Source organism: Pseudomonas sp. AC083 (genome assembly GCF_979253165.1).
Map to the genome: position 1 here is coordinate 15237 of NZ_CEEDDH010000003.1, position 21302 is coordinate 36538.

At 61.8% G+C, this 21302-nt stretch carries 21 protein-coding genes and 1 riboswitch; of the genes, 7 read left to right on the top strand and 14 right to left on the bottom strand.

Going from position 1 to position 21302, the window contains the following annotated elements:
- Positions 1–2: 2 nt before the first annotated feature.
- From AC0IXA_RS06130 to cobO, 6 genes are read right to left on the bottom strand one after another with little or no spacing between them, the layout of a single operon-like run.
- Positions 3–1454, bottom strand: coding sequence for a cobyric acid synthase (locus tag AC0IXA_RS06130; RefSeq protein ID WP_341638819.1), 1452 nt, complete (start codon positions 1452–1454; stop codon positions 3–5).
- Positions 1451–2443: a threonine-phosphate decarboxylase CobD gene (cobD, locus tag AC0IXA_RS06135; RefSeq protein WP_341638818.1), complete on the bottom strand. Its 993-nt coding sequence runs from the start codon at positions 2441–2443 to the stop codon at positions 1451–1453. Before cobD ends, AC0IXA_RS06130 begins: the two co-directional genes overlap by 4 nt.
- Entirely contained in the window at positions 2436–3344 is a 909-nt protein-coding gene (gene cbiB / locus AC0IXA_RS06140; RefSeq protein ID WP_341638817.1) for an adenosylcobinamide-phosphate synthase CbiB, read from the bottom strand. Before cbiB ends, cobD begins: the two co-directional genes overlap by 8 nt.
- Positions 3341–3991, bottom strand: coding sequence for a 5,6-dimethylbenzimidazole synthase (gene bluB / locus AC0IXA_RS06145; protein WP_024012169.1), 651 nt, complete (start codon positions 3989–3991; stop codon positions 3341–3343). The genes cbiB and bluB overlap by 4 nt, the downstream gene beginning before the upstream one ends.
- Positions 3988–5370 carry a cobyrinate a,c-diamide synthase gene (locus AC0IXA_RS06150; RefSeq protein ID WP_341638816.1) on the bottom strand — a complete coding sequence of 461 codons (1383 nt, stop codon included), beginning with the start codon at positions 5368–5370 and terminating at the stop codon, positions 3988–3990. Before AC0IXA_RS06150 ends, bluB begins: the two co-directional genes overlap by 4 nt.
- Complete coding sequence (gene cobO / locus AC0IXA_RS06155) at positions 5367–5978, bottom strand: cob(I)yrinic acid a,c-diamide adenosyltransferase (RefSeq protein WP_016773703.1); 612 nt, start codon at positions 5976–5978, stop codon at positions 5367–5369. The genes AC0IXA_RS06150 and cobO overlap by 4 nt, the downstream gene beginning before the upstream one ends.
- Before the next feature lie 83 nt (positions 5979–6061).
- Positions 6062–6291, bottom strand: a riboswitch (cobalamin riboswitch).
- A 163-nt stretch (positions 6292–6454) separates the two neighbouring features.
- Between cobO and AC0IXA_RS06160 the strand changes: the two genes are divergently transcribed.
- On the top strand, positions 6455–7039 hold the full coding sequence (locus AC0IXA_RS06160) for a hypothetical protein (RefSeq protein ID WP_122505964.1): 585 nt from the start codon (positions 6455–6457) through the stop codon (positions 7037–7039).
- Positions 7040–7105: 66 nt separating this feature from the next.
- Positions 7106–8419, top strand: coding sequence for a PQQ-dependent sugar dehydrogenase (locus AC0IXA_RS06165; RefSeq protein WP_341638815.1), 1314 nt, complete (start codon positions 7106–7108; stop codon positions 8417–8419).
- Positions 8420–8546: 127 nt separating this feature from the next.
- Here the strand turns inward: AC0IXA_RS06165 and AC0IXA_RS06170 are convergent, their stop codons facing one another.
- From AC0IXA_RS06170 to AC0IXA_RS06190, 5 genes are all read right to left on the bottom strand, one after another.
- Entirely contained in the window at positions 8547–9083 is a 537-nt protein-coding gene (locus AC0IXA_RS06170) for a C40 family peptidase (RefSeq protein WP_041479547.1), read from the bottom strand.
- Between the two features lie 215 nt (positions 9084–9298).
- A complete protein-coding gene (locus tag AC0IXA_RS06175) occupies positions 9299–9916 on the bottom strand; it encodes a C40 family peptidase (RefSeq protein WP_016773699.1) in 618 nt (205 codons plus the stop codon).
- Positions 9917–10107: 191 nt separating this feature from the next.
- Entirely contained in the window at positions 10108–10812 is a 705-nt protein-coding gene (gene hda / locus AC0IXA_RS06180) for a DnaA regulatory inactivator Hda (RefSeq protein ID WP_007919828.1), read from the bottom strand.
- A gap of 206 nt (positions 10813–11018) precedes the next feature.
- Positions 11019–12092 (bottom strand): AI-2E family transporter, encoded by a 1074-nt coding sequence (locus tag AC0IXA_RS06185; RefSeq protein ID WP_016773697.1) that lies wholly within the window; start codon positions 12090–12092, stop codon positions 11019–11021.
- A gap of 34 nt (positions 12093–12126) precedes the next feature.
- Positions 12127–13185, bottom strand: a complete 1059-nt coding sequence (locus tag AC0IXA_RS06190) for a DUF2066 domain-containing protein (protein ID WP_341638814.1) — start codon at positions 13183–13185, stop codon at positions 12127–12129.
- 373 nt (positions 13186–13558) lie between these two features.
- On the opposite strand from AC0IXA_RS06190, the gene purM reads away from it, so the two are divergent.
- From purM to AC0IXA_RS06205, 3 genes are read left to right on the top strand one after another with little or no spacing between them, the layout of a single operon-like run.
- The gene (gene purM, locus AC0IXA_RS06195) at positions 13559–14617 is read left to right on the top strand and encodes a phosphoribosylformylglycinamidine cyclo-ligase (RefSeq protein ID WP_341638813.1); all 1059 of its coding nucleotides are present in this window, start codon (positions 13559–13561) and stop codon (positions 14615–14617) included.
- Entirely contained in the window at positions 14617–15267 is a 651-nt protein-coding gene (purN, locus tag AC0IXA_RS06200; protein WP_341638812.1) for a phosphoribosylglycinamide formyltransferase, read from the top strand. The genes purM and purN overlap by 1 nt, the downstream gene beginning before the upstream one ends.
- An 8-nt stretch (positions 15268–15275) precedes the next feature.
- Positions 15276–15989, top strand: a complete 714-nt coding sequence (locus AC0IXA_RS06205; RefSeq protein WP_016773693.1) for a DUF3108 domain-containing protein — start codon at positions 15276–15278, stop codon at positions 15987–15989.
- A gap of 187 nt (positions 15990–16176) precedes the next feature.
- Here AC0IXA_RS06205 and AC0IXA_RS06210 read toward each other — a convergent pair whose 3' ends face one another.
- A complete protein-coding gene (locus AC0IXA_RS06210) occupies positions 16177–17802 on the bottom strand; it encodes a methyl-accepting chemotaxis protein (RefSeq protein WP_341638811.1) in 1626 nt (541 codons plus the stop codon).
- Positions 17803–17940: 138 nt separating this feature from the next.
- On the bottom strand, positions 17941–18987 hold the full coding sequence (locus AC0IXA_RS06215; protein WP_122747449.1) for an amidohydrolase family protein: 1047 nt from the start codon (positions 18985–18987) through the stop codon (positions 17941–17943).
- A 129-nt stretch (positions 18988–19116) separates the two neighbouring features.
- Between AC0IXA_RS06215 and AC0IXA_RS06220 the strand changes: the two genes are divergently transcribed.
- A complete protein-coding gene (locus AC0IXA_RS06220; protein ID WP_341638810.1) occupies positions 19117–19533 on the top strand; it encodes an OsmC family protein in 417 nt (138 codons plus the stop codon).
- A 61-nt stretch (positions 19534–19594) separates the two neighbouring features.
- Entirely contained in the window at positions 19595–20467 is an 873-nt protein-coding gene (locus AC0IXA_RS06225; RefSeq protein WP_341638809.1) for a pirin family protein, read from the top strand.
- Between the two features lie 86 nt (positions 20468–20553).
- Here the strand turns inward: AC0IXA_RS06225 and AC0IXA_RS06230 are convergent, their stop codons facing one another.
- Positions 20554–21282, bottom strand: a complete 729-nt coding sequence (locus AC0IXA_RS06230) for a dienelactone hydrolase family protein (protein ID WP_341638808.1) — start codon at positions 21280–21282, stop codon at positions 20554–20556.
- Between the last annotated feature and the right edge of the window lie 20 nt (positions 21283–21302).

A 21302-nucleotide genomic window follows, 5' to 3' on the forward strand; every position in this document is an offset into this window, starting at 1 on the left:
ACTCAAATCCCACAGAGCTGACGCAACAGCCCGGTATCCAGATGCTTCTCCACCAGATCCGCCAGCCGCTCGATGTCGCGTTCGCGCAAGCCGTGGTAATCAACCTCTTGCGCATCATTCAACCCGGCCCAGCGCAGCAACGCCGCGCTCGCCTCGGGGGATTCGAACAAGCCATGCAGATAGGTGCCGAACACCTGGCCATCGACACTTTGCGCACCATCGCAACGACCGTCGTCCAGATGCACCGCCGGGTTTTCCAGTGCCGGCCCGGTGGTCACGCCAGCATGGATTTCATAACCGCTGACTGCGGCGTTTTCCAACGCCAGCCGCCCGCGCACGTTGCGCAGTTGCTTGTCGGCTTCGAGCTGCGTTTCGAACGCCAGCAGCCCCAGACCGGCGCTGGAGCCGGCAGCGCCTTCGAGCCCAAGCGGATCGTGCACCTGCTCACCGAGCATCTGCAGACCGCCGCAAATTCCCAGCACCTTGCCGCCGTAGCGCAGATGCCGATTGATCGCCGCGTCCCAACCGTTGGAGCGCAGATAAGCCAGATCACTGCGCACGCTTTTCGAGCCCGGCAGGATGATCAGATCGGCGGCGGGAATCGCCTGGCCCGGGCCGACAAATTGCAGATCCACCTGCGGATGCAGACGCAGCGGGTCGAAGTCGGTGTGATTGCTGATGCGCGGCAGCACCGGCACCACCACTTTCAAGACCTGCTCGGCCTTGTCGGTCTGGCGTTGGTCGATGCCGTCCTCGGCTTCAAGGTGCAGGTCCATCACGTAGGGCAACACGCCGACCACCGGTTTGCCGGTGCGCTGCTCCAGCCAGTCGAGGCCCGGTTGCAACAAGGCGATATCGCCGCGAAAGCGGTTGATGATGAAGCCTTTGACCCGCGCCTGTTCGCTCGGCGAGAGCAATTCCAGCGTGCCAACCAAATGCGCAAACACGCCGCCGCGATTGATGTCGGCGATCAGCAAAACCGGGCAATCCACCGCTTCGGCAAAGCCCATGTTGGCAATGTCGCCGGCGCGCAGATTGATCTCCGCCGGCGAACCGGCGCCTTCGACCATTACCAGCGGATACGCAGCGCTGAGTCGCTCGTGCGAGGCGAGCACCGCTTGCATCGCGATGGCCTTGTAATCGTGATAGGCGACGGCGTTCATCGTCGTCACCGCGCGGCCATGAATGATCACTTGCGCGCCAGTGTCGCTGTTGGGTTTGAGCAGCACCGGGTTCATGTCGGTGTGCGGCTCGAGACCGGCCGCTTGCGCCTGCACTGCCTGCGCGCGGCCGATCTCGCCGCCGTCAGCGGTGACTGCGCTGTTGAGCGCCATGTTCTGCGGCTTGAACGGCACCACCGCCACGCCCTGGCGGGTGGCCCAGCGGCACAACGCCGTCACCAAAGTGCTTTTGCCGGCATCGGACGTAGTGCCTTGCACCATCAGAGTGGTCATGGGTGGTCCTTGATGAAAGCTTGCAAAGCCTGTTCGAGACGCAGCTCTTGCGCGGCATCGGCCGGCAGGCCGAAACGTACACTGCTGTTGTGGCTGAACAGGCGCAGGAGGATGCCGCGCCGGGCGAGGAATTCGTGCAGCGCTTCGGCGTGCTCGGTGATCAGCCACTGAAACAGCGCGCAGCCACCCTGCGGTGCAAAACCGCAACGGGTCAGCAGCGCCGCCAGCCGTTCGCTCGCTTCGTCGCTGCGAATCCGCTGACGGGTATGGCCCTCGGTGTCTTGCAGGCACGCCGTACCGAGCACTCGCGTCGGCCCGCTCACCGCCCACGGCCCGACCTGTTCGGCGAGCAGTTTGAGCAACTTGCGTTCGGCCAGAACGAAACCGAGGCGCACCCCGGCCAGACCGAAAAACTTACCGAACGAACGCAACACCACCAGCCCGACCTGATGCGCATAGGGCGCCAGGCTCAGTTGCGGCGTGTTGTCCATGAACGCTTCGTCGACCACCAGCCAGCCGCCGCGTTGCGCCAGCCGCGCATGCCAGTCGAGCAGGCGTGCCGGGGTCAGGCTGAGTCCGGTCGGATTGTTCGGATTGACCACCACCAGCACATCAAGACTGTCGAGAAAGAATTCGACTTCCTGCTCGAGCACTTCACGGACGATGTAACCGCTGCGCCGCCAGGCTTCGGCATGCTCGGCATAGCACGGCGACAACACGCCGACCTTGCCGGCCCGGCGCAGACGCGGCAGCAACTGGATGGCCATTTGAGAGCCGGCCACCGGCAACACCTGCGCGGCGCCGTAGTAATCGCAGGCGGCCTGTTCCAGACCGTCGTCGCTTTCCGGCAAGCGCGCCCAGGCGCGTAGCGGGATCTCCGGGATCGGGAACGGCCACGGCGCGAGGCCGCTGGACAGGTCAAGCCAGTCGGCCTCGGCGATCCCGTAATCGAGTGCAGCCTTGCGCAGCCGGCCACCGTGCTCAAGCATAAAATTCCGCCCCCAGGCAAAGCATCAGCAGCCACAACCATACGCCGCGCTGGACCAATTGCCAGCCACGCTCGATGGAATCGGCATCGGCCGGCGCACCTTCGCCCAGTTGCGGGCGCTCATGCAGTTCGCCGTGATAGATCGCCGGGCCACCCAACTCGACGCCCAGCGCACCGGCACCGGCCGCCATCACCGGGCCGGCGTTGGGGCTGTCCCACTGCGGCGCCTGGGTGCGCCAGCATTTGAGCGCGAGGCGGGTTTTGCCCAGTAGCGCGTAGGTCAATGCCACCAGACGCGCAGGAATGTAGTTCAACACGTCGTCGATTTTCGCCGCCGCCCAGCCGAAACGCTCGAAGCGTTCGTTGCGATAACCCCACATCGCATCGAGGGTATTGCTCAAGCGATACAGGACCACGCCCGGCGCGCCGGCGACGACAAACCAGAACAGCGCAGCGAACACCGCATCGCTGCCGTTCTCCAGCACCGATTCGGTGGCGGCACGGGCCACGGCGTTGCTGTCCAGTTCATTGGTCTGGCGGCTGACCAGATAACCGACGCGCTTGCGTGCCTCGTCCAGATCATCGGCGCGCAACGCCGCCGCGACAGGCGCGACATGTTCGCCGAGGCTGCGCATGCCGAGTGCACAATACAACGCGAGAATCTCGACGATCCAGCCGACATAGGGCGCCCAGGAAAATGCTGTGGCGAGCAAGGTCAGCGGCAGTACCGCGATAACCCACGCGGTGACGCCATGACTGCGCCAGCCACGACCGCCGGCGTTGAAGCGTTGCTCGATGCGTCCGGCAAAATTGCCGAACGCCACCAGCGGATGCCAGCGTTTCGGTTCACCGAACAGCGCATCCAGCGCTACTGCGGCGACACTCAGCAACGCCACACTCATTGACTCACTCCCCAATAATTTTCGTACAGCAACTCGTTCAGCGGCCGCGCCTGCGCCCAACCTTCGAGCACCAGCATCGGCGCCGGATAGAACTCCTTTACCGGGCCCAGACACAACACCGCCAGCGGCTTGGCACCGGCCGGCAACTTGAGCAAATCCGCCAAGGCTTGCGGTTCGAACAGCGAGACCCAGCCCATGCCCAGGCCCTCGGCACGGGAGGCCAGCCACAGGTTCTGGATCGCGCAGGACAACGAGGCCATGTCCATTTCCGGCAACGTGCGCCGACCGAAGATGTGCTTTTCGCGATCATCCATCAGCGCCGCGACCAGCACTTCTGCGCAATCGTTGATGCCTTCGACCTTGAGCTGCATGAACTCATCGCTGCGCTCGCCGAGGGCCTCGGCGGTGCGGATGCGTTCCTCTTCCACCAGATCGCGGATCTGCCCGCGCAGAGCACGATCGCTGATGCGGATGAAGCGCCAAGGCTGCATCAGGCCGACGCTCGGCGCTTGATGAGCGGCCTCGAGCAGACGACGCAGCAACTGCGGCTCGACGCTGCCACCGGTGAAGTGGCGCATGTCGCGGCGTTCGGCGATGGCCTTGTAGACCGCTGCGCGTTCGGCTTCGGAGAATGTGTTGTCGGTCATGGCCCTTTCGCGAGCAGGCTCGCTCCCACAGGGTTCAGGTCATCCATTGTGGGAGCGAGCTTGCTCGCGAAGCCGGCCTCACTGTCTGGCGCAAACAATGACGCAATCGCAGTCGGATTCGACGGGAAATAAAAGTGCACGTACGACGCCGTCATCCGCCCCTCGCGATAAACCGCCTCAGCGCCGCGCCCGCCATTGGGACTCAGCCCACGGGCAATCGGCGTCAGCTCGGTTGTAGTCAGCGAATGGTGATACGTATGCCCCCGCAAGGAACCTTCCGGCAGCTCAACCGCCTGCAACGCCAGCGCCGCCAGACGCTTCTGCATCACCGCCTCGCCCTTGAGCAAACCGACCAGCTCAGCACGGGTGCCTTCCACGTCGGTCAGCGAATCCAGCAGATAAAGCATGCCGCCACACTCGGCGAGCAACGGCTTGCCCGCCGCGTGGTGCGCGCGGATTGCTGCAAGCATCGTGGTGTTTTGCGCCAGCGCGACGTGGTGCAGTTCCGGATAACCGCCCGGCAGATACAGGCTGTCCGCCTCGGGCAATCGGGTGTCGCGGATCGGCGAGAAAAATTGCAGTTCGGCGCCCATCGCCCGCAGCAGATCGAGACTGGCGCCATAGGTGAAGGCAAAGGCTTCATCACGGGCGACGGCGATGCGCACACCTTTCAATAAGGGCTCGGCGGCGATGACGTCAGGCGCGGCGAATTCAACGGCGGGGGGCAGCGCGACTTGGCAACTGCTGGCCAGCGCATCGGCGGCCGCGTCGAGACGCAGATCCAGATCATTCAATTCGCTGGCCTGGACCAGACCGAGGTGGCGGCTCGGCAATTCGATGCCGGTCTCGCGGGACAGCGCGCCGTACCAGCGCAGACCTTCGGTGAGGCTGCCTTCGAGCAATTGCGCATGGCGCAAGGTGCCGACGCGGTTGGCCAGCACGCCAGCGAACGGCAAGTCCGGCTGATACTTCGCCAGGCCCAGCGCCAAGGCGCCAAAGGTCTGCGCCATGGCGGTGCCATCGATCACGCCGAGCACCGGCACACCGAAGTGGCGCGCCAGATCAGCGCTGGATGGCGTGCCGTCGAACAGGCCCATCACGCCCTCGATCAGAATCAGATCAGCCTCGGCGGCGGCTTCCCACAACAGCCGACGACTTTCCTGCTCGCCGACCATCCACATGTCCAATTGATAGACCGGCGCACCGCTGGCGCGCTCGAGGATCATCGGATCGAGAAAGTCCGGCCCGCATTTGAACACGCGGACCTTGCGCCCCTGATTGCGATGCAAACGGGCGAGTGCGGCGGTGACGGTGGTCTTGCCCTGACCGGAGGCCGGCGCGGCGATCAACACCGCCGGGCAGTGGCGTGGTTGCTTCAAAGTTCGACGCCTTTCTGCGCTTTGATCCCGGCCTGGAAGGCGTGCTTGAGCATGCCCATCTCGGTGACCGTGTCGCCCATCTCGATCATTTCCGGCTTGGCGCCGCGACCGGTGACCACCACGTGTTGCATCGGCGGACGCGCCTGCAAATCGCTGAGCACCTGATCGAGATCGAGGTAGCCGTGCTTGAGGGCGATGTTCAATTCGTCGAGCACCACCAGACCGATCGAAGGGTCGCGCAACAATTCGCGCGAGACTTCCCAAGCGGCGGTCGCCGCGGCGATGTCGCGCTGACGATCCTGGGTTTCCCAGGTAAAGCCTTCACCCATGACGTGGAAACGCACTTGCTCGGGGAAGCGGCGGAAAAACAATTCTTCGCCGGTGCTGTTGCGGCCCTTGATGAACTGCACCACGCCGCACTGCATGCCGTGGCCCATCGCGCGGGCGAGCATGCCGAACGCCGAGCTGCTCTTGCCTTTGCCGTTGCCGGTCAGCACCAGCACCAAGCCACATTCGTCGGGCGAGTTGGCAATGCGTTCGTCGATCACGGCTTTCTTGCGCTGCATGCGCGCCAGATGGCGCTCGTCACGCTCGGGGGAATCAGTCATGGGGGGAGCTCTCCGTTGAGGCTGGATAACGGCGGGCAGGCACAAGAATAGACGGCAAAAAGCCTGGCATCGCCCACCGTGATGCCGCTGAGATGGATCAGGCCGGTCTCCGGGCTCATGAGCGGCGTTTCGCCGGACTGCGCGCCTTCCCGCTTCTTTCGAGGCAGTGGCTCAAGGCGCAGTTTTCACTCATTTACCGTTGCGGGGGCAGCGCCGGGATCGTCGTGGCTTCGCTTGAAGACCACCCTCACCGGCTTCCCTGTTTCACTCTGTCGACGCGGGGCCACAGAGCACCTGAAACAAGCGGCGAAGGTTAGAGGGTTGGGGGTGGAGCGTCAATTGAAGAGGCGCTTTGCGCGCGAATAACTGCCGCTGCTCAATTGTGCAGCGGCAATCTTGTGCCAGACTGTGACAAGTGATATCAAAGAGCCATGCTTTTTTCCAAAAAGCCCACTACAACAATAAGGATGACGACGATGCAAGGCATGATCATCAGCAACCCGCGCCTGGAATTCCTGCGCCCGTTGCTGGAACGCTGGTTTGACTGTATCGATCGCTACAACACCGTTCGCGGCGACAACGACACGCCATATTGGCACGACGAGAAAGCCAATCTCGGCCTGCTCGCGGCAGCGGCGTGGATGGCTGAAATGGTCACGCTGAACGACACGGCCACGCGCAAACAGAACGAAGAAGGCGAACGCAATGCCCGCGCCGACCTGCTGATTGCCGGCGCCGAAGACCGCGCGTTCATTCAGGCCACGCAACGCTGGCCACGGGTCAACAACCTCAACCTGACCCAGGCCCTGCTCGACATCACCGTTGATGCCAAGCGCATCAGCTACGCCAGCGATCTCAAGCTCGGCTGCCTCTTTGTTGCTCCGCAAAAACCTCAGCACAGCGCCAGCCCCGAAGAATTGCAGGACATGGTCGACGACCTGCAAAAGGAACACACCTGCGCCGTGGCCTGGTATTTCCCCTACGCCTATCGCAAATTGCACAGCGACGCGGGCAACTATCATCCGGGCATCGCCGTGCTGTTCAAGGAAGCCCGCGGTTGAGCAGTTGAACCATCGGGCCTGCGCCCTCCTCTATGTTTAGGAATGCATTCATAGGGAAGATCAGCAATGCGCAAGGCCCAACTCGCTCTTATCATCGCCGTCGCAGGCGGGCTCGCCGCCTGCGGTGAAACCTCCAGCCTGCAAGTCTCCGACGGCACCGGTCCGTCACCGAAACTGCCCGAACCGAACAAGACGCTGATCCCGACAGTGAACATCGCCCCGGCGGTGGGCTGGCCGGACGGCGCGAAACCGACCGCAGCGGCCGGCACCCAGGTCGCGGCGTTTGCCGAAGGCCTCGATCACCCGCGCTGGCTCTATGTGCTGCCCAACGGCGATGTGCTGGTGGCGGAAACCAACGCGCCGCCCAAGCCCGATGACAGCAAAGGCATTCGTGGCTGGGTGATGAAGAAAGTCATGGGCAAGGCCGGCGCCGGCGTGCCCAGCCCGAACCGCATCACCCTGTTGCGTGATGCCGACCACGATGGCGTCGCAGAAACCCGTACGGTGTTCCTGCAGAACCTCAACTCGCCGTTTGGCATGACGCTCGTCGGCAACGATTTGTACGTAGCCGACACCGACCGCCTGCTGCGCTTCAACTACGAGCCGGGCGCCACCGAGATCAAGACCCAACCGATCAAAGTCGTCGACTTGCCTGGCGGCACGCTGAATCACCACTGGACCAAAAACGTCATCGCCAGCAAGGACGGCAACAAGCTCTACGTCACCGTCGGCTCGAACAGTAACGTTGGCGAAAACGGTCTGGATCAGGAAGAAGGCCGCGCGGCGATCTGGGAAGTGGATCGGGCGACCGGCAATCACCGGATCTTCGCCTCGGGCATTCGCAACCCCAACGGCCTCGCCTGGGAACCCACCAGCGGCGCCTTGTGGACAGCGGTCAACGAGCGTGACGAAATCGGCAGCGATCTGGTGCCGGACTACATAACCTCGGTCAAGGACGGCGGCTTCTATGGCTGGCCGTACAGCTACTATGGCCAGCACGTCGATGTGCGGGTCAAACCGCAGAATCCGGATCTGGTAGCCAAGGCCATCGCTCCGGATTACGCGGTCGGTCCGCACACCGCTTCGCTGGGCCTGACCTTCGCCGATGGCAACCGCTTGCCGGCGCAATTCAAGGAAGGCGCATTCATTGGCCAGCACGGCTCGTGGAACCGCAAACCGCACAGCGGCTACAAGGTGATTTTCGTGCCGTTTACTGGCGGCAAGCCGACCGGGCAGCCGGTGGATGTGCTGACCGGTTTCCTCGACAAGGACGAAAACGCGCTGGGCCGCCCAGTGGGCGTGGTGATCGATCAGCAAGGTGGCTTGCTGGTGGCGGATGATGTCGGGAACAAGGTGTGGCGCGTGTCGGCCAGCAAGTAAGTTAAGCGCGAAGCAAAAAATGTGGGAGCGAGCCTGCTCGCGAAAGCGGTGTATTAGTCAAATCATTGTCGACTGACACTCCGCCTTCGCGAGCAGGCTCGCTCCCACAATTAGTTATGCATACGCGCTAGGGGTTATGCGCCAGCTGCCCCGGCTGCAACACCCGCTTGGCGCTCAGATACGCCTTCTGCCAATAGGCCTTCGACAGGCTATCGAGCTTGACCGTGCCACCCGTGGCCGGTGCGTGCACGAAGCGTCCCTCACCGACGTAAATCCCCGCGTGACTGACCTGCGAGCCGCCATTGGTGGCGAAGAAAATCAGGTCGCCGGTCTGCAAGCCTTCCTTGCCGACATTCGGCGCCTGCATGACGATCATTTCGCGGGTCGAGCGTGGCAGCGAAATTCCCGCCGCGTCGCGGTAGACGAAACCGATCAGACCACTGCAATCGAAACCGGAATCTGGCGTGTTGCCGCCCCAGCGGTACGGTGTGCCGACCAGGCCGAGGGCACGGAACAGCACGTCTTCAGCAACGGGGGAAAAAGCCTGGGAAGGAGCGAACACGATCGGCGCGCGAACCACGGGGGCTGGCGGCGGTGTACGGCTGGCGCAGGCGCTGAGCAGCGCGGCGCAAAGGATCAAGGTGAGGCGGGCCGACATCGTCATAAGCAGAACATCCTGATCTGGCTGCGGCTTTCTCTGCCGAATGGACAGAAACAAAACCGCCTGCGTCATCACGCAGGCGGTTTGCCATCAATATAGATTCAGGATTCTAGCGGCTACGCGGCAAACTTCAAGTAAGACTTTAACTTCACCTTGTAAAGTTTAGGTCTACTCCATTGCCGTGCCGTTTTGTCGCCGCGAACGCAGCGACATGCAGTTTACTTGCGAGCGGTGACCACGGTCGGCGCCATGGCGAGTGCGCGCTTGGCTTCGATGAAAGTCTTGCTCCAGTAGCTGTCACCCAGGCTGTCGATGCGAACACCGCCGCTGCGACGACTGCTGGAGTGAATGAACTGGTTGTCACCCAGGTAGATGCCGGCGTGACTGACACGACCGCGACGACCATTGGTGGCGAAGAACAGCAGATCACCCGGCTCAAGGTTGCTGCGCGAAACCAGCGGCGCATCAACGTTGATCATTTCGCGAGTCGAGCGCGGCAGGTTCATGCCCGCCTCTTCGCGGAACAGGTAACCGATGAAACCGCTGCAATCGAAGCCGGCTTCAGAGGTACCGCCGAAACGGTAACGGGTACCGATCAGGGACATGCCGCGTTCGAGGATGCTGTCAGCCAGTACAGGAAGCTGATATGGCTTGCTGCCGTTGAACTGGTTGAGTTCTTTTTCGGTGTCCAGCTCTTCCTGATAAATAACGGAAGACTGGGCGGTAGCAGAATTCTTGACCTGTTGCGGCGGCTCTTGAACCGGAGAATGAGCAGCACAACCGAATAACAGGGTAACGAGTGCGAGAGGCACGAGGGGTGCGAAGCGCTTTAGCATGGGCACGACCGTGGCTGATAGTTGTAAAGAAGCCGAGACTATGCCCGCTATCGTCCTCATTTGCAAATTCAATCGAACTTTATGTGACTTCCCGGTTTCGCGTTTACATCTAAGCGCGTAACTCGTCTGGCCGGGGGATCGGGGCAGGGACGCGGGTTTTCTGGCGCCTGAAAGCTGGCAAAAGCCCACTACTACCAGCCAAGAGTTTCCTTGAGGAAGGGAATGGTCAGCTTGCGTTGCGCTTGCAGGGACGCCTGATCAAGCTGCTCGAGGAGATCGAACAGCGCGCTCATGCTCCGCGTGCCGCGAGTGAGAATAAAGTGCCCAACCTCATCGGTCAGGTGCAGACCGCGACGGGATGCGCGCAATTGCAACGCACGCAGTTTGTCTTCATCGGAGAGCGGGCGCATCTGGAAGATCAGCGCCAGGGTCAGACGGGATTTCAGGTCAGCCAGCTTCACAGGCAATTCGCGCGGTGAAGTGGACGCGGCAATCAGCAGGCGCCGGCCGCTGTCACGCAGACGGTTGAACAGATGAAACATCGCCTCTTCCCAGTCGGCCTTGCCGGCAATCACCTGCAAGTCATCCAGGCAGACCAGTTCGTACTGTTCAAGGTTGTCGAGGATTTCCACGCCGCGGTCCATCAACTCGGCCAGCGGCAGATACACCGCCGGTTCGCCCATCTGCTCGAAGCGCAGGCACGCGGCCTGCAACAGATGCGTGCGCCCGACGCCGTGCTTGCCCCACAGGTAGATCAGGCTCTCCGTCCACCCGGCGTCGGCTTCGCAGAGACGCTCGACATAGCCGAGTGCAGCGGCATTGGCGCCTGGGTAGTAGTTGATGAAGGTGGCGTCGTCACGCAGACGCACACCTAGGGGCAGCTGAATCGGTTTCATGCTGACTGAACAGTTCTCAAAGGAACCGTTAGTGGCCTCTGTGTAAAGTTGGCGAAGTTTATACCCGTGAGGCTGAGCGCACAATGCGACAGACCCCAAGCAAAATCAAAGGTTTGCGTTGACGCAGCGGTTTGATGACAGATTCTCTGGCGCCCTCGCTCGCACGAAACGGGCCAGCCCGGCCAAGCGCCGGGCGGCCCGCGCCATCACAGCTCAGGTTCGTCAACGCCGCTGTAGATCCCGGAATCCTTATACAAGTCGTGGACATGACGCACCAGCACCATGATCACCGCCGCCACCGGCAACGCCAGCAGAACGCCGGTGAAACCGAACAGCTCGCCGCCAGCGAGGATCGCGAAGATCACCGCCACCGGGTGCAGGCCGATGCGGTCCCCGACCAGCAGCGGCGTCAGCACCATGCCTTCCAGCGCCTGACCGACCATGAACACCGCGACGATCCCGACCATCGGGTACAGATCGCCACCGAACTGGAACAATCCGGCGATCAGCGCCGCACCAATGCCGATGACAAAACCCATGTACGGCACGATCGCCGCGAGCCCGGCAATCAGGCCGATCAACAGCCCCAGTTCCAGACCGACGATCATCAGGCCGGCGGCATAAATCACCCCCAGCGCAACCATCACCAGCAACTGCCCGCGCACGAACGCGCCGAGCACTTCGTGGCACTCGCCCGCCAGCGCAACCACGCGCTCTTCGCGATCACGTGGGAGCAGGCTGCGGATCTTGCCCATCATCACGTCCCAGTCGCGCAACAGATAGAAGCTCACCACCGGGATCAGCACCAGATTTGCCAACCAGCCGATCAGCGCCAGGCTCGAGGCCGTCGCCTGACTCAGCACCACGCCGACGATGTCGGTGGTCTGGCCCATGTGCTCGCTGATCGCAGCTTTGACCTTATCGAATTTCCAGAAGCCGTCCGACAGCCCCAGTTTCGCTTGCGCCCACGGCACAGCGGTGTGCTGCAACCAGTCGAGCATCTGCGGCGCCAGTTCGTACAGACGCAGCAACTGCTTGGCGAGCATCGGCACCAGCACCAGCAGCAACGCGGTGACGATCAGCGTGAACAAGGCAAACACGGCGATCACGCCCCAGGTTCGCGACAGCCCGAGCCGCTCCAGACGATCCACCAGCGGATCGAACAGATAAGCCAGCAACAACGCGACCAGAAACGGCGTGAGGATCGGGTGCAGCAACCATACAAACGCGCAAAGCAGGACTACCCCACCGAGCCAGAACCAACGCCGCGTATCGGCCATTTACCACTCCTGATGCTTCTATATAAGGAAAGACTTACCAGCGAAACCGCAACGACGGTGCCGCCGCTGCCGGGGTCGGCGCTGCGACCGCAGGCGTACCATCCGCCGCTGGCTGGGCAGGCGCCACCGGGGCCGGCGCTTCGGCCGGCAGCTCCTGCAACTTCGCCAGCGACAATTGCGCGCGCAATTGATCGACGCTGCCATTGACCTGGTAGACGATGCGATCACCCTGCACGCTTTGCAGACGCACGCCGAACGGTTCGAGTAACCGCAGCAGCGCCGCATAGTGCTCCAGATTCATGCCCTGCACTTCCAGCGTCTGCTGACCCGACGCGCCGGGCTTGGCGACAAATCGCGGCGCCAGACGCTCGGCTACCGCCAGCATCACCGCATCGGCAACAGCTGCCTGATCAGCGCCCTGCACACTGCCGGCCTCTTTCTGATCACCGAGCCACAAGCGCCACTTCGCCTGCCACTGCCCGCCTTCTTCGCGGGCATGCACCGCCAGCAAGGCGTCGGCGTTGTAGCGTTCCGAAGCACTGCGCAGAGGCGCGGGATCAGCGCTTTCCAGCGCCGGTGCGGTGGCGACCAGTTGCTCACTGAGATCAGCCAGTGGCAAACGCAGTGGCAAACCGCGATGTTGTGCGGCCGTGCGCAACGTTGCGGCTGCGGCCTGACCGTCACCGACCAGGCTCGCACCTTCAGTTGAATCGTTCAGCCACCAGCCGAGGATCGACGGTCGACTGGCGCCCCACACCGGCAACCCGGCCCGGCGCAAGGCCTGCTCGGTGGTTGCCGGATCGAAGTCGACTTTCAGCACTTCCGGTGGCCCGGCGTCGAAGCCGAACTGGCTGATGATCTGCTGCGGGTCCTTGCGGATCGGCGCCAGCCCCGGGTTCTGCGCGGCTTTCGGGTCGCCGGTCAGGCGCAGCACCAGGGTATCGAGCGCTGCCTGCGTGGCGCGATCGCGCTCTTCCGGCGCCTGGCCGTTGACCGGCTGACGCACCTGATACAGGCCTTTGAGGTTTTCGGCATGGCTCGCCAGGCTGACCAGCGTCAGGCAGCCTACAAATAACAATTTACAAAAACGCATGGAAAATTCCCGTCGACAGGAGCGGCTGGAACACGCCGCGTGAACCGTTTGAGCAAGGCTGTGACCCCCACCCCTGGCAAAACATTCACACGGTGGCGGTAAGTTTTTGCACAGTCCTAACGATAGACGGTTAATCGCCACACCTTATACAGGCAGTCATACCCTGCGATTGCAAAAAATTTCCGCCGATATGGCCCTGCCCGTCGGTGCGAGGATGGCCGCTGCCCCTCAAGCCTGATAAAATCGCGCGCCTTCGCAGACCGGCAACGGCCGGGCCCCTCGAAACTCGCGTGAGGCGATCGCCCATCGAGTTCGATGTTCCCGCTGAACTCGGTCGTTACCCCCTGAATCCCCTCCCCTAAAGGCCTGGATCATGAGCAAGCAACCCTCCCTGAGCTACAAGGACGCCGGTGTAGACATCGACGCCGGTGAAGCATTGGTCGAACGCATCAAGAGCGTCGCCAAGCGCACTGCGCGCCCGGAAGTCATGGGCGGCCTGGGCGGTTTCGGCGCCCTCTGCGAAATCCCGGCCGGCTACAAGCAGCCAGTGCTGGTCTCCGGCACCGACGGCGTCGGCACCAAGCTGCGTCTGGCGCTGAACCTGAACAAGCACGACAGCATCGGCATCGACCTGGTCGCCATGTGCGTCAACGATCTGGTGGTGTGCGGCGCCGAGCCGCTGTTCTTCCTCGACTACTACGCCACCGGCAAACTGAACGTCGACACCGCTGCCCAGGTTGTCACCGGCATCGGCGCTGGCTGCGAACTGTCGGGTTGCTCGCTGGTCGGCGGCGAAACCGCTGAAATGCCAGGCATGTACGAAGGCGAAGACTACGACCTGGCCGGCTTCTGCGTCGGCGTGGTGGAAAAGGCGGAAATCATCGACGGCTCGAAAGTTGCCACCGGTGACGCGCTGATCGCCCTGCCATCGTCCGGCCCGCACTCCAACGGCTACTCGCTAATCCGCAAGATCATCGAAGTCTCCGGCGCCGACATCGAAAACACCCAGCTCGACGGCAAACCGCTGACCGACCTGCTGATGGCCCCGACCCGCATCTACGTCAAGCCACTGCTCAAGCTGATCAAAGACACCGGCGCCGTTAAAGCCATGGCCCACATCACCGGTGGCGGCCTGCTCGACAACATCCCGCGCGTACTGCCAAAAGGCGCTCAGGCTGTGGTCGACGTCGCCAGCTGGACTCGCCCGGCCGTTTTCGACTGGCTGCAAGAGCAAGGCAACGTTGATGAAACCGAAATGCACCGCGTATTGAACTGCGGCGTCGGCATGGTCATCTGCGTAGCTCAGGAGCACGTCGAAGTGGCCCTGAACACTCTGCGTGACGCTGGCGAGCAGCCTTGGGTCATCGGTCAGATCGCCGTGGCCGCCGAGGGCGCTGCGCAGGTCGAGCTGAAGAACCTCAAGGCTCACTGATGCCAAAGTCCTGTGATGTCGTGGTGCTGTTGTCCGGCACCGGCAGTAACTTGCAGGCTCTGATCGACAGCACGCGGACCGGCGACAGCCCGGTCCGCATCGCTGCGGTGATTTCCAACCGCGCCGACGCCTACGGCCTGCAACGCGCCCGCGACGCGGGTATCGCCACCCGCTCGCTGGATCACAAGGCATTCGAGGGCCGCGAGGCCTTCGATGCCGCGATGATCGAACTGATCGACCAATTCAACCCCAAACTCGTGGTACTGGCCGGCTTCATGCGCATTCTCAGCGCTGATTTCGTGCGCCACTACCAGGGTCGCCTGCTCAACATCCACCCGTCGCTGCTGCCCAAATACAAAGGGTTACACACTCATCAGCGCGCGCTGGAGGCCGGCGACACGGAACATGGCTGCTCCGTGCACTTCGTCACCGAGGAACTCGATGGCGGACCACTGGTCGTACAAGCAGTATTACCGGTAGAGTTGCACGACACGCCGCAGAGTCTGGCGCAACGAGTCCACGTTCAGGAACACCTGATCTACCCGATGGCAGTACGCTGGTTTGCCGAAGGCAGGCTGACACTCGGTGACCAGGGTGCTTTACTCGACGGCCAGTTACTCGCCGCCAGCGGCCACTTGATTCGACACTAGGAGATATTATGCGTCGCGCCCTGCTCTTCGCTTGCGCTCTGCTCGCCCTGCCCTTCGCGCAGGCAGCGGACCTTCAACCGTTCTCCGCCAGCTACACCGCCGACTGGAAGCAGCTGCCCATGAGCGGCACTGCCGAACGCAGCCTGACCAAGGAAGCCAACGGCGTCTGGAAGCTCAGCTTCAAGGCCTCGATGATGATCGCCAGCCTGACTGAAGAAAGCACCCTGAAGCTGGACAAGGACACCCTCCTGCCGCAGTCCTACCACTTTGAACGTGGTGGCCTGGGCAAAGCGAAAAAGGCTGATCTGGACTTCGACTGGGCCAACAAACTGGTGACCGGCACCGACCGTGGCGACGCGGTGAAAATCCCGCTGAACCGTGGCATGGTCGACAAGTCGACCTACCAACTGGCGCTGCAGCACGACGTCGCCGCCGGCAAGAAAAGCATGAGCTATCAGGTGGTTGATGATGGCGAAGTCGATACCTACGACTTCCGCGTGCTGGGTTCGGAGAAGGTCGATACCAAGGCCGGCCAGATCGACGCGATCAAGGTCGAACGCGTGCGCGATCCGACACAAAGCAAGCGCATCACCGTGCTGTGGTTCGCCAAAGACTGGGATTACCTGCTGGTGCGTCTGCAACAGGTCGAGACTGACGGCAAGGAGTACAACATCATGCTCCAGGACGGTACGGTCAACGGCAAGACTGTCAAAGGCAGCTGATCGACTGCAACAACAAAGAGCCCCGCGAATGCGGGGCTTTTTAATGTCCGCAGTTTTCGCAAACACATCATTTCCTGTAGGAGCTGACGAGTGAAACGAGGCTGCGATCTTTTGACCTTGATCTTGAGTCAACATCAAAAGATCGCAGCGTGCCGCAGCTCCTACAGGAATTTCGTCGCCTGCTGATTCAGACAGAAAACCGCGCCACCATCCCGTTCAGATCCACCGCCAACTTCGACAACTCCTGACTCGCCGCACTGGTCTGATTGGCCCCTGCCGATGTCTGCATTGCCAGATCACGAATATTCATCAGGTTGCGATCCACCTCGCGCGCCACCGCTGCCTGCTGTTCCGAGGCGCTGGCGATGACCAGATTGCGCTCGTTGATCAAGGTAAACGCCGAGGCAATTTCCTCCAGGGCCGAGCCTGCGCTCTTCGCCAGCTCGAGGGTCGAGCGCGCCCGAGAATTGCTCTGCTGCATCGAACTGACCGCTGAATCGGTGCCCTGCTGAATCCCGCCGATCATCTGCTCGATTTCCTGGGTCGACTGCTGGGTGCGATGCGCCAGCGCGCGCACTTCATCCGCCACTACTGCAAAACCACGCCCGGCATCGCCGGCGCGCGCCGCTTCGATCGCGGCGTTGAGGGCGAGCAGATTGGTCTGTTCGGCGATCGAGCGAATCACGTCCAGCACTTTGCTGATGCCATGAACCTTTTGCGCCAGCGCCTCGACCTGCGCGGCATTATTGGTGACATCGCCAGCGAGAAACTCGATCGACGTCACCGTCTGCTGCACTTGCTCGCGCCCTTGCCGGGCGATGCGGTCGGATTCGCGAGAAGCTTCAGACGTGGCCACGGCGTTGTTCGCCACTTCCTCCACCGCTGCTGTCATCTGGTTGACCGCAGTGGCGGCCTGTTCGATTTCCTGACTTTGCTGATACAAGCCGCGAGTGGCGTCTTCGGTGACACTGCTCAACTCTTCCGCCGCCGAGGCCAGTTGCGTGGACGACTCGGAAATGCGCCGGATCGTGTCGCGCAGATTGTGCTGCATGCTTTTCAGCGCTTGCAGCAGACGCGCCGGCTCGTCTCTGCCAACGATGTGAATGTCGCCGGTCAAATCCCCACCGGCCACCACTTCGGCCACGCTGAGCGATTGCGACAATGGCACGACAATGCTGCGCGTCAGCAGCAACGCCAGGCCGACGGTAATCAGCGCGGCAATGGCGATCATTACTGCGACCCACAGCCGCGATTGCTTGAAGACCAAGCGCGCTGCCTCAGTGGCGAGACCGGCATTTTGCTTGTTCAACTCGACCAGCTGACGCAGGGTGGCAGCGATTTCATCGGCCAGCGGACTCATCTGATCGTTGAGAATCGCCGAAGCGTCTGCCACCCGATTCTGCGCTGACAGCTGTAGGACTTGTGCCTGAAGCTCAAGGTATTTGTGCTCGGTTCCCTTGAAGCGTTCGAACAATACGCGCTCTTCCGGCAAAACGATCAATGCGTCATAACGCTGCTGCGCTTCGCTCAAGCCACTGCGCAGCTCGTCGAGCTTGGCGACATTCTGCTCCAGTGCCTTGGGGTCACGGTTGAGCAACAGGCGCATGGTCAGTGCCCGCAGGCGCAGCATGTCCTGACTCATCTCACCGACCGCCATCACGCTTGGCAGCCAGTTGTTGTCGACTTCATCGGACTGCGCACGCATGTTCGACATTTGCAGCAAGGCGAACGCGCCAAGGGCGAACACCATCAGGGCCAGCAGGCCAAAACCGAGACCGGCACGCGGGGCAATATTGAGACTACGGATATTCATCACTCTGGCTCCTTCCAAAAGCGCTGCATCAGCCTGCAGCGGGTTGCTTTAGAAGGTATCGGCATTGCCTAGAAATTGCGTAAGACGAAAAGGCGATAGGCAGACGAGCGGCTAGTTCGAACCCGTGGCTTTGACGTTTCAGCGCGGACCGGCGGGTTTACCTGTGTTGCGCGGCAAGATTGCCAGGAAGTTATCCCGCGCGACTTTGCGCGCCACCGCTTCCGGCAGCGCATCGAGAAACGGCTTGTAGCTGTGCATTTCCTGACCGAGTTTGTTGAACCGTCCTACTACGTCTGAGCCGAGCATGAAGCGCTCGGGATACTTCTCCACCAGCGCCAGCCATTCGGCGCGCGGCTTGCCCTGCTCGTCGAGCAGATACGGCGTGAGCATGCTCCACGACAGGTCGATAAACAGATTCGGATAAGCCTCAAGCATGCGCGTCAGGGTCGGCAGGAGAAACGGCAACTGGGTCTGATGCCGATGGATCTCGGCGCTGGTGCCGGCGTGCGCCCAGATGAATCGCGTGTGCGGATGATTGCGCAGCGGCTCTTCGACCTCCTTCAGGTACAGCGGATTTTTCTCACGCTTGGAAGTGATGTTGGAATGCAGCATCACCGGCAGATCATTTTCCGCGGCGAGGTGATAGATCTTGGTCATCGCCTCGTTGTTGGCCCGGGGTGTGTCGCCGGAGGTCAGCGCGGTCAGGTCATCGTGCCGGGTGAACACCTCGCCGATGCCCTGCCACAAACCCGGATACAGGTCGAGCATGCGCTGAATGTGCGCGGCGGAATTCTTGTCATTGGGATTGAAGCCGGACAGGAACGGATGAAAGTACTGGCGCTGCTCCGGCGCCAGTTTTTCCACCGCGTCGGCAATGATCACATCGGTGGCGCTGTACCAATAGGCATCGGCGTCATCACCGGCGTAATAGCGCGGGCGCTTGGGTTCGTCTTCATGCCATTTCTTCGCCACGGGAATGCCCGAAATCATCACGTGCTCGATGGAATTTTCTTTCATGGCCGTGAGCAATTTCTGCATGCCGGCGCTTTCCTGGAAAAAATCCACGTAATGCAGGTGCGCATCGCTGTAAGTGTATTCGCGGGCACTGGCGCTGCCAGCGAACAGCAGCAGACAGGCAAGACTCAGACGAGACAAGGACACAAGTAATCTCCGGCAGATGGGCATAGCCTAGACCGCGCCCGAACGACAAGGGTTCAGCCCTGCCGAAAAGCGGAACGCCCACTGCCGCGAATGCTCTATAGCTGCAAGGTCTGTTTTGATCGAACGATTTTTCCTGCCGCCTGTGAGGTTTCCATGACTGTTACCGTCAATACCGTCTCTGCCGAAGGTTTTCGTCACACCGTCCAGATCGACGACCACGAATTGTTTGCCGATGTACCGAAAGCCGCCGGGGGTGAAGGCACCGCGCCAGAGCCACACGACTACTTCGACGCCGCCCTTGGCGCCTGTAAAGCGCTGACCCTGAAGATGTACGCGAAGAAAAAAGACATCCCGCTGACCGGCGTGGGAGTCGAGGTAAAGCGCGACAACAGCCAGGAACAGAAAGGCAAATACGCCCTGCATGTCACCCTTACGCTCAAAGGCGTACTCACCGACGCCCAGCGTGAGGAACTGCTGCGCGTGGCCGATCGCTGCCCGATTCACAAATTGATGACTAACAGCGAAGTCAGCATCGAAACCCACGCCCCACAAGGCTTCGACAGCCAATAATCCTCCTGATGCCAGCGGCGGGTTATGCTTCTGGCATCACCCGCTCAGCCTGGAATGCACCATGGACACGTCACTCCTGATCATCCGCCCGCGCGCCGAAGACGTCGAAGGCCAGCCGATTCTGCGCCCGCTGCCGTCAGCCAAATGCCGCAACGTCGGGCCTTTCGTGTTTTTCGACCACATGCTCGAAACGATTTATCCGACGGGCAAAGGTATGGACATCCGACAGCATCCGCACATTGGTCTGTCGACGCTTACCTATCTGTTCGAAGGGCAATTGCAGCACAAGGACAGTCTGGGCTCCGATCAGGTGGTCGGTGCCGGCGATGTCAGCTGGATGACCGCTGGCAGCGCCATCGCCCACGTCGAGCGTACGCCAGCCCCACTGCTCGCCGAGACCTTCACCTTGCACGGCCTGCAAGTCTGGCTGGCCTCGCCCAAGGACCACGAACAGGGCCCGGGGCATTACAGTCATCACCCGGCAGCGACGTTGCCGGTCAGCGATAACCTTGGCGTGCAGATTCGCATGATTGCCGGGTCAGGCTTTTGCCTGGAATCGCCAGTACCGGTGCTTTCTCCTACGTTGTATGCGGAAGTGAAGATGCAGACCGCGACCACACTGCTGATTCCGACCGAGCATGAAGAACGCGCGGTGTACGTGTTGAGCGGTGATGCGCAATTGAATGGCGAGGCGATCGAGCCGCATGCGCTGGTGGTGTTGCCAGCCGGCGAAGAGATGAGCCTGTTTGCCGAAAGCGATGTGCACGCGGTGGTGTTCGGCGGCGCGGCGCTGGACGGTCCGAGGCGGATCAACTGGAATTTTGTTGCAAGCGATCCGGCGGCGATTGATGAGGCACGGCGCAAGTGGGCGGCCAAGGATTGGCCGACGGTGCCGGGGGAAATCGAGCGGATAGAACTACCGGCAAGCCGTTGAAAGCAAAAGATCGCAGCCTTCGGCAGCTCCTACACCGGATTCATGTAGGAGCTGCCGAAGGCTGCGATCTTTTGATCTGAGGGCAATCAGCCCTTGAACACTTCATCCAGCAAATCATGCATCGACTTGAACGCGCGCTTGGCGGTCTTTTCGTCGTACATCATCTTGCCCGGCACATTGGCGTGCGGATCGGTAAACGAGTGCACCGCGCCGCCGTAGCTGAGCAGTTGCCAGTCGACCTTCGCCGCGTTCATCTCATCTTCGAATGCCGGCAGTTGCTCTTTCGGCACCAATGGATCGGACGCGCCATGCAGCACCAGCACCGAGCCCTTGATGTTCTGCGCATCCGCCGGGTTCGGCGAATCCAGCGTGCCGTGGAACGACACCGCCGCTTTTACCGGCGCGCCGGTGCGGGCCAGGTCCAGCGCACAGCAACCACCGAAGCAGAAACCGAACACCGCCAGTTTCGAAGTATCCACCGTGGCTTCGCCCTGGCTCTGCAATTGCTCGAAAGCCACTTGCAGACGTTTGCGCAGCAGCGCGCGGTCGTCCTTGAGCGGCATCATTGCTGCCAGCGCCTCATCAGCGTTCTGCGGACGTACGCTCTGGCCGTAGACATCCGCGATCAGCACCACGTAACCCTTGGCCGCGACCGACTTGGCGATGTCTTCGGCACCGGCGCTGACGCCCATCCAGTTCGGCGCCATCAGCAAACCCGGGCGCGCAGCCTTGTGCTCGGCGTCGAACGCCAGGCGACCTTCATAGGCCTGGCCGTCAATCTGATAGACCACGGAACGTACAGTGACTTGGCTCATTTCTGACTCCTGATTGAGTA